Consider the following 9,356-nt stretch of genomic DNA (forward strand, 5'->3'; position numbering starts at 1 on the left):
TCTGCGAGGGCTACTCGATCAGCATGGAGGAGAGCCCGCATGCTCGGGGCCGCGCGCCCCATGCTGGTCGAGTAGCCGCGCAGCGGCGTATCGAGACCCTCGGAGTGCTACTCCGGCGCAGGCTTGTCGAACTGCTTCTTCGCCGCCGCCCGCAGCGCGCCGTAGTCGCCGCGCATCAGGGCCTCGCGCTTGGCGCGGCTCCAGTTCTGGACCCGCTTCTCCCACCAGTAGGCGTCGCCGATGCTCTCGAACTCCTGGTGCCAGAGCAGCGTCACCGGCAGTCGGGTCCGCGTGTAGGCGGCGCCCTTGCCCATCATGTGCGCGTCGACGCGGCGGTGCAGGGAGCGGGTGCTGCCGACGTAGTAGCTGCCGTCACCGCAGCGGAGGATGTAGAGGAAGGCCATGCGGACGAGGGTGGCGGGGCGCCGTGCGCCTCGGGCGGGGCGACCGGGGTTCGGGGGACGGATCGCGGAAGTGGGGGCTGTGGTGGATCTCGATACGCCCTCTGCGAGGGCTACTCGATCAGCATGCGGGCGGGCCAGCATGCTCGGGGTCGCGCCCCTCATGCTGGTCGAGTAGCCGCGGAGCGGCGTATCGAGACCCGGCGTCCGTTCGGTGGTGGATCTCGATACGCCCTCTGCGAGGGCTACTCGATCAGCATGCGGGCGGGCCAGCATGCTCGGGGTCGCGCCCCTCATGCTGGTCGAGTAGCCGCGGAGCGGCGTATCGAGACCCGGCGTCCGTTCGGTGGTGGATCTCGATACGCCCTCTGCGAGGGCTACTCGATCAGCATGGAGCGCGTCACCAGCCGTCGTCGGTCGCGTCGTCGTCCGTGGTGTCGGCGGCGATCATCTCGACGATGGTGTCGACGGTGAGCCAGGGGCCGTTGCTGACCTCGCCGATCTTCTCGCGGTCCTTGAAGACGACGATGCGGTCGCTGAGGCGCACCACCTCCTCCAGCTCGGAAGAGATGTAGACGATGGAGACCCCCTCCTTGGCGAGCTGGGCGATGTGCGCCTGGATCTCGACCTTCGAGGCGACGTCGATGCCGCGGGCCGGCTCGTCGAGGACCAGCAGGCGCGGCCGGGTGGCGAGCCAGCGGGCCAGCACGACCTTCTGCTGATTGCCGCCGGAGAGGTACTTCACGGGCATGTCCGGGTCGGCCGGCGTGATGTTCAGCGCCTCGACGTAGGTGGCGACGAGCGTGTCGGTCTCGGCTGCCGACAGCGGGTGCGCCCAGCCGCGCAGCGCCTGCAGCCCGAGCACGAGGTTCTCGCGCAGCGACAGGTCGCCGATGATCCCGTCCTCGCGGCGGTTCTCGCTGGAGTGCGCGATGCGGTTCCGCAGCCCCGACACCGGGTCGACGATGTCCGCGTGCTCGCCGTCGATCAGCACCTCGCCGCTGTCCGGCCGCTCCACGCCGCTGAGCAGCGACGCCAGCTCGGTGCGTCCGGAGCCGCGCAGGCCCGCGAAGCCGACGATCTCGCCGCGGTGCAGCTCGATGTCGGTGGGGGAGACGGCGCCCCGGCGGCCGATGCCGACTGCGCGGTAGATCGCGGGGCCGGTGGGCTGGCGGCGGTGCTCGCGGCGGTCGGAGCCGATCTGCCGGAGCGCGTCGATGTCCTTGCCGATCATCTTCGCGATCAGCTCGGCCCGGTCCATCCGCCCGGCCGGGTACTCGCCCTCGGTGCAGCCGTCGCGGAGCACGGTGATGCGGTCGCTGAGGGTGAGCACCTGCTCGAGGAAGTGCGAGACGAAGACGATCGCGACGCCCTGGCCGCGCAGCCTCCGCAGCACCGTGAAGAGCCGGGCGACGTCGCCGAGGTCCAGGCTCGAGGTCGGCTCGTCGAGGATCAGCACCCGCGGCCGGTCGACCATCGCGCGGCCGATCGCGACCAGCTGCCGGATCGCGGGCGAGAGCGAGCGCAGCGGCAGGCGCGGGTCGAGGTCCTCGAGGCCCAGCTCGGCCAGCATCTCGGCCGCCCGCGCGTGGGTGCGCGACCAGGAGATGCCGAGGCGCCCGCGGATCTCGTGCCCGATCATCACGTTCTCGCCGATGCTGAGGTTGTCGGTCAGCCGCTCGTCCTGGAAGACCGCGGTGATGCCGGCGGCCTTCGCGTCGGCCGGTCCGCTGAAGCGCCGGGTGACGCCGTCGACGACGATCTCGCCGGCGTCGGGCTGGTGGATCCCGGTGAGCGTCTTGATCAGGGTGGACTTGCCCGCGCCGTTCTCGCCCATCAGGCCGTGGATCTCGCCCGGCACGAGGCGCAGCCGCGCACCGGCCAGCGCGGGCCCGGAGGAGAAGGAGACGTGGATGCCCGTCATCTCGACCACCGGGTCCGGGCGTGCGGGACCGGGGCGTGCGGGAGTCGTCGTCGACTGAACTGACACGTGCCGTCCTCGGTTCGTGTGCGGGGCGGCGCCGGGGGAGCGTCGCGCCAGGGGTGCCGCCGATGATACGCGGTCGGGGGCCCGGCCGATCGGGGCCTTGCGGTCGGGCTGCGCCGCGGTCAGCTGCGCGGCGGCGCCGTCGAATCTCGCACCACGAGCTCGGTGGGGATGCGGGTGCGCTGCGGGATCTCCTGGCCGCGGATCCGCGCGTGGATCACCTCGGCGACGGTGGTGCCGAGCTTGTCGAAGTCCTGCCGCACCGTGGTCAGCGGCGGCAGGAAGTGCCGGGCGGTCGGCAGGTCGTCGAAGCCGACGATGCTGACGTCCTGCGGCACGCGGATGCCGCGCTCGACGAGACCGTGGATGACGCCGAGCGCCATCTCGTCGTTCGCGACGACCATCGCGGTGAACTCCGGGACGGACTGCAGGCTGCGGGCGAACTCGTAGCCGGAGTCGGGGGTCCAGTCGCCGATGACGATCGGGCGCTCGCGCATCCCCCACGCCTTCGCCCGGCTGTGGAAGGCGCGCTCACGGGCGCGGGCGTCGAGCCAGTCGAGCGGGCCGGACATGTGCAGCACGTCGCGGTGTCCGAGCGAGGCGAGGTGGTCGACCGCCTGGCTCATCCCGCCCTGCTGGTCGACGGAGACGGTGAGGAAGCTCGGGTCCTTGTCGGACTTGACGACGAGGGTCGGCACGCCGATCTCGACGGTGCGCAGCGTCGCGACGGACGAGGAGCGCGGCGCGATCACGCAGAGCGCGTCGATCCCGAGACCGGAGAGGTGCCGGATCGCGTCGACGGGGCTCATGTCCTGGTCGTCGCGCAGCGCGACGGAGGTGACGGAGTAGCCCTTCTCGCGCGCGGCCCGCTCGATGGCGCGGAGGGTGCTGGACGGGCCGAACTCAGCGCCGCTCTCGATCATCACGCCGATGCGGTCGGTGCGCTGGGTGACGAGGGAGCGCGCCGCGATGTTGGGGCGGTAGTCGAGCTCGGAGACGGCCTCGAGGACCTTCTGCCGGGTCGACTCCTTGATGTTCGGGTGCCCGCTGAGCACGCGGGAGACCGTCATGTGCGAGACCCCGGCGACCGCGGCGACATGCCGCAGGTTGGGCCGTTCGGCCATGGCGCGGACCTCCTCCGCTCCCCTGGGGGGAGAGCCGGGCACCCTCGGTGCGGCGGGATGACGAGGGCTCGACATCGCGGGTCCGTTCAGCATAGTCAGCCGTCGCTGTGCGGCACGGTGCGCGGGAGGCGAATCGGCGGCGAACCCGCTCAGCAGGAGGCGATTGACCTTGCGCAACTGCCACTGTTACCGTGAACAAACTCTCGCCCCGGCTCTCGATCCGCGCTCCCGCGGCCCGACGGGGGCGCCCGCATCACGATCGACGACGGAGTCATCCATGCACCTGACCGCGCCCGCACCGGGCCTGCGCCGCCGGCTGATCGCCGGTCTCCTGATCCTGCTGGCGGCGATCGTGGCGCTGCCGCTGGCCGCCGCGAGCCCCGCGGCCGCGATCGGCGAGTCGACCTTCACGAATCCGCTCGAGCCGGACACGGCCGACCCGACGATCGAGTTCCACGACGGGAACTACTACCTGGTCGCCACGACCTGGGACAACCGCGTGGTGATGCGCAAGGCGCCGACGCTCGCGGCGCTCGGCACCGCCACTCCGGTCACCGTCTACTCCGACACGAACCCGGGCCGGAACGCGAACATGTGGGCGCCCGAGCTGCAGCGGCTCGAGGGCCCGAACGGCTGGCGCTGGTACCTGATGTACACGATGGGCACCGCGGGGAACTTCGACGGCCAGCACCTCCAGGTGATCGAGAGCGCGGGCGACGACCCGATGGGCCCGTACAGCTACAAGGGCCGGCCGGTTCCGGTCGACTCCTGGAACATCGACGGCGCCTACCTGCAGCTGAACGGCGAGCTCTTCATGACCTGGTCGGCGTTCCAGCCGGGCAACGGGCTGCAGAGCAACTACATCGCCCGGATGTCGGACCCGTGGACCGCGGTCGGCCCGCTGAACGTTCTGTCCGAGCCGGTCGAGCCGTGGGAGACCATCGGCATGCCGGTCAACGAGGGCCCGATCCCGCTGCAGAAGGACGGCCGCACCTGGATCGTCTACTCGGCGAGCTTCTGCGGCACCGAGGACTACCAGCTCGGCACCCTCGAGTACGACGGCGCCGGCGACCCCGTGCTCGCCTCCTCCTGGACCAAGAGCGACGGGCCGGTCTTCTCGAAGGCGAACGGCGAGTACGGCACCGGTCACAACGACTTCTTCGACTCGCCCGACGGCACCGAGACCTGGAACCTGTACCACGCGAACCCCGGCCCGAACGACGGCTGCAGCCGCCAGCGCTCGGCCCGCGCGCACGTCGTGGACTGGACCGCCGACGGCGAGCCCGACTTCGGCACACCGCTCGGCACCGCCGCCCGGATCCCCGTGCCCAGCGGCGAGAACGCGCCGATCACGGCCCGCGTCGAGGGTGCGGCCTGGCAGCTGGTCAGCCGCAGCACCGGCCTCTGCGTCACGGTGTCCTCCGCGCAGAGCGGCGACGGCGCGAGCGTCGTGCAGGGCTCCTGCGCCACGCCCCGCGCGAGCTGGACGCTCGACAGCACCGGCGACGGCTTCGTCCGCATCGTGAACGCCAGCAGCGGGAAGTCGCTCGGGCCGGTCGGCTGCTCGACCGCCTCGGGTGCGTCGCTGCAGCAGTCCGCGTGGCTGACGACCTCCTGCCAGCAGTGGACGGTGGCTCCGGGTTCCGGCGGCTACTCGACACTGACGAACCGCACCAGCGGCAAGGCGCTCGACGCGGTCTCCGGAGCGATCCGCCAGTCGGCGCCGAGTGCCGCCGCCTCGCAGGAGTGGGCGCTGCGCCCGGTCGGCGCGGTCGCCGTCACCTCGCTCGTCACCGGCAAGGCCTTCGACCTGCCGAACTGCTCCACCGCCGACGGCGCGGTGCTGCAGCAGCAGGAGTGGCTCGGCTCGCCGTGCCAGCGCGTCACCTTCACCGCCGCGGCGGACGGCGCCGTCGAGATGCACCCCGTCTCGGCCGCAGCCAAGTGCCTCGCGGTCACCGGAGGCTCCACCGCCGACGGCGCGACCGTCACGCAGGGCGCGTGCGGCGTGACCGGCAGCAGCTGGCGGCTCCGCCCGGGCAACGACGGCACCGTCGAGCTCCGCGCCGTGCACAGCGGCAAGGCGCTCGACCTGTCGAACTGCTCGGACCAGAACGGCACCCGGATCGGCCAGTGGAGCGTGCTGAACAACGACTGCCAGCGCTTCCGCGTCTCGCTCGGTGCGCCGGCCGCGCCGGTCGCGCTGCAGCTCGCCGCCACCTCGTCGGTGCGCTGCGTCGCAGGCAAGCCGGTGCTCACCACGACGGTGAAGAACGCGGACGACCTGCCCGCCGACATCACCGTCACCACCGCCTCCGGCACCAAGACCTTCCCGGCGGTCGCCGGCGGGAAGAACGCCACGGCGAGCTTCACGGTGCGCCAGCCGACGCTGGTCGCCGGCTCGGCCTCGGTCGCCGGCGCGGGAGTCGACGACGCGGGCCGCGCGGCCACGCAGTCGGCCGCCTACCCCGCGATCACCTGCTGACGACCCGGGTCTCGATACGCCCCTGCGGGGCTACTCGACCAGCATGGGGCGCCTCCTTCTCTTGCTGGTCGAGTAGCCGGCGCAGCGGGCGTATCGAGACCCGCCCACCACCCGCCCCCCGTGCAAAGGAGCACCATGCCCACCCCCACCCGCCGCGCGCCCTTCCGCGCGGCCCTCGCCGCCCTCGGCCTCGGGGCGGTGCTCGCCGCCGGCCTCGTCGCTCCCACCGCGACGGCCGCCGACGCCGCGGTCCCCACCGCCGGCCTCCTCGCCGACTACCGCTTCAGCCAGACGACCGGCGCGACCGTCCCCAACTCCGCCGGCGGCGCCGTGGGAGCCGCGCGCGTCGTGAACGGGACGGACGCGCTCTGGACCGGCACGTCACTCCGTCTCACCGGCGGCGCGAAGACAAGCGCGGCCCCCTGGGTCGAGCTGCCCGACGACCTGCTCACGGGCAAGGCGTCCGCCACGGTCACGATCGAGACCCGCGCCGACGCGTCGATGCTCTCGAACTTCCACTTCCTCTGGAACATCGGCAGCGACAGCACCTCGCAGTACTGGTTCGCCTCCGTGCGCGACAAGGTGCGCACCGCGATCACGACCTCCGGCGGCGGCGGCGAGAACAACGCCCGCAGCGCGTCCGGCATCGCCGCCGACCGCTGGTACAGCCTCAGCTCGGTGATCGACGGCGCCGCCGGCACGATCTCGTTCTACGTCGACGGCACCCGCGTCGCCTCCGCGCCCACCGCGCTGCGGCCCGCCTCGGTGGCGGACCAGTCGCTGAACGCCATCGGCCGCGCGCCCTACCCCGACCCCTTCTACAAGGGGGAGGTGTCGACGTTCCGCGTCTACGACCGCGCCCTCACCGGCGAGGAGGTGGCGACCGTGTCGAGTGTCGACGCGAAGCTGCACGCCTCGTCCTTCGCGCCGCTGACCGCGGCCGTGCTCGACGGCGTCACTGCGCTGACCATCGACGACTCGACCACGAACCTGCCCGACTACGGTGGCACCGTGACCTGGGCCTCGAACGACCCGACCCTGCGTGTCTCGGCCGACGGCCGCACGCTCGCCGCCGACCGCCCCGCCGCGGGCCAGGCCGCCCGCACCTCGTCGCTGACCGCGACCGCGTCGATCCGCGGCGTCGCGCAGTCCCGCGCCGTCGCCGTCACCGTCGAGCCGCAGGTCGGCGTGGACACCCCCTACGGCTATCTGATGGTGCACTTCGTCGAGGACGCGCAGGGCTACGCCGAGAAGATCTACCTCGACGTCTCGCGCGGCGACGACCCGGAGAAGTGGGACCCGCTGAACGGCGGCAAGCCGATCCTCGCCTCCGACCTCGGCACGACCGGCGTCCGCGACCCGTACCTCACCTACAACCCCGAGACGAAGAAGTACTACATCATCGCCACAGACCTCCGCGTCTTCGGCGGCGACCAGGGCTCGGGCTCGTGCACCACCTGGTGCTACTGGACCACGCAGGGCAGCACGAAGATGAACGTCTGGGAGTCGAGCGACCTCGTCTCCTGGAGCGACCTGCGCCAGTTCGACGTCGCCCTCGACGCGGCCGGCACGAAGCAGCTCGAGGCCGGCATGATGTGGGCGCCCGAGGCCACCTGGGTCGCCGACTACAACGGGGCCGGCAAGGGTGCGTTCGTCGTCTACTGGTCCTCGACCGTGTACCCGAACGCCGCGCACACGCCGGGCACCGGAGCGTCGCGGGTGCTCTGGGGAGCGACCACCGACTTCACCCAGGCCACGTACTCCTACGGCGGCACCTTCATCGACACCGGCGCCGACGTCATCGACACGACGATGATCCAGGACGGCGGCACGACCTACCGCATCTCGAAGGACAACGGCACCGGCCGCGGCATCTACATGGAGTCGACGACCGCGAAGCAGTGGTGGCTCCCGTCCACCGCGTGGACGCAGCTGCAGGACCGCATCGGCGCCGTCTGGGCCGGCGGCAACGCCGGCGGAGTCGAAGGACCGGCCGTCTTCAAGGACCACGACGCGGATCGCTGGTACCTCTACGTGGATGTCATCCCCTCGACCGGCTACCGGCCGATGGTGACCGCCGACCTCGACGCCGGCTGGACCCAGCTCAACGACCCCGGCTTCTCGCTGGCGCCGTCGACTAAGCACGGCGGCATCGTGTCGCTCACCGCCGGTCAGTACGCCGAGGTCCGCGCGGCCGACGCCGCGACCGCCGTGCGCTCCGACCTGGGTGAGGTGGGCTCCGTCGCCGCGCTGCCCGCCCGCACCGACGTCGTCCTCGCCTACAACCGCGGCACCGCCTCGCAGCCGGTGACCTGGGACACGTCCTCCGTCGGCACCGCGCCCGGCCGCTACCCGGTCACCGGAGTGGTGCGCACCATCGGCGCGAACGACAACCAGTGGGTCGGAGCGGGCGGATCGACCGCGTACAACGCGCCGAACCGCGTGCTCTCGAGCTCGACGGCCGTGCGGGTGACCGCGACGGTGGTCGTGGCGGCGTCCACGGCGACGCTCACCGCGTCGACCCGCTGCGTGGCCGGCAAGGTCGTCGTGACCGGAGTCGTGAAGAACACGGGCACCTCGCCGCTCACCGTCGTGATCCGCTCGGCCTGGGGCACGTCGCCCACGCTGACCGCGGCCCCCGGCGCGAACGCGACGCACGCCTTCACGACGCGCGCCACCTCCGTCGCCGCGGGCACGCTGACCGCGACGGCCGGCGGCGCCACCCTGCAGGCCCCGTACGCGGCCCGCACCTGCAACTGACGCGGCCCACATGCTGGTCGAGTAGCGCGCAGCGCGGCCCATGCTGGTCGAGTAGCGCGCGGCGCGGCCCATGCTGGTCGAGTAGCGCGCAGCGCGTATCGAGACCCACCCGCCGGACGACAGCGGATCTCGATACGCCCTCTGCGAGGGCTACTCGATCAGCATGATTCGGTGCGGGTGCGCTGTCTTTCGCAGGCAGGCGCGCGCACTTCATGCTGGTCGAGTAGCGCGCAGCGCGTATCGAGACCCACCCGCCGGGTGACGGTGGATCTCGATACGCCCTCTGCGAGGGCTACTCGATCAGCATGATTCGGCGCGGGTGCGCTGTCTTTCGCAGGCAAGCGCGCGCACTTCATGCTGGTCGAGTAGCGCGCAGCGCGTATCGAGACCCACCCGCCGGACGACAGTGGATCTCGATACGCCCTCTGCGAGGGCTACTCGATCAGCATGATTCGGTGCGGGTGCGCTGTCTTTCGCAGGCAGGCGCGCGCACTTCATGCTGGTCGAGTAGCGCGCAGCGCGTATCGAGACCCACCCGCCGGACGACAGTGGATCTCGATACGCCCTCTGCGAGGGCTACTCGATCAGCATGATTCGGC

At 71.8% G+C, this 9,356-nt stretch carries 5 protein-coding genes; 2 read left to right on the top strand and 3 right to left on the bottom strand.

Annotated elements, in window-relative coordinates:
* Window positions 1–107: 107 nt before the first annotated feature.
* The 3 genes from EDF17_RS19035 to EDF17_RS19045 all read right to left on the bottom strand — a co-directional run bounded on the left by EDF17_RS19035 (window position 108) and on the right by EDF17_RS19045 (window position 3,512).
* Window positions 108–404, bottom strand: a complete 297-nt coding sequence (locus EDF17_RS19035; protein WP_123446518.1) for a GIY-YIG nuclease family protein — start codon at window positions 402–404, stop codon at window positions 108–110.
* 397 nt (window positions 405–801) lie between these two features.
* Entirely contained in the window at window positions 802–2,391 is a 1,590-nt protein-coding gene (locus EDF17_RS19040; RefSeq protein WP_311316440.1) for a sugar ABC transporter ATP-binding protein, read from the bottom strand.
* 119 nt (window positions 2,392–2,510) lie between these two features.
* On the bottom strand, window positions 2,511–3,512 hold the full coding sequence (locus EDF17_RS19045; protein ID WP_166649750.1) for a LacI family DNA-binding transcriptional regulator: 1,002 nt from the start codon (window positions 3,510–3,512) through the stop codon (window positions 2,511–2,513).
* A gap of 277 nt (window positions 3,513–3,789) precedes the next feature.
* Here EDF17_RS19045 and EDF17_RS19050 point away from each other — a divergent pair, with 277 nt between their 5' ends.
* Window positions 3,790–5,997, top strand: a complete 2,208-nt coding sequence (locus EDF17_RS19050) for an RICIN domain-containing protein (RefSeq protein ID WP_123446519.1) — start codon at window positions 3,790–3,792, stop codon at window positions 5,995–5,997.
* A 135-nt stretch (window positions 5,998–6,132) separates the two neighbouring features.
* Window positions 6,133–8,757, top strand: coding sequence for a LamG-like jellyroll fold domain-containing protein (locus EDF17_RS20045; RefSeq protein ID WP_166649751.1), 2,625 nt, complete (start codon window positions 6,133–6,135; stop codon window positions 8,755–8,757).
* Window positions 8,758–9,356: the final 599 nt, after the last annotated feature.

It is taken from the genome of Rathayibacter sp. PhB1 (genome assembly GCF_004362935.1).
GTDB classification, from domain to species: domain Bacteria; phylum Actinomycetota; class Actinomycetes; order Actinomycetales; family Microbacteriaceae; genus Rathayibacter; species Rathayibacter festucae.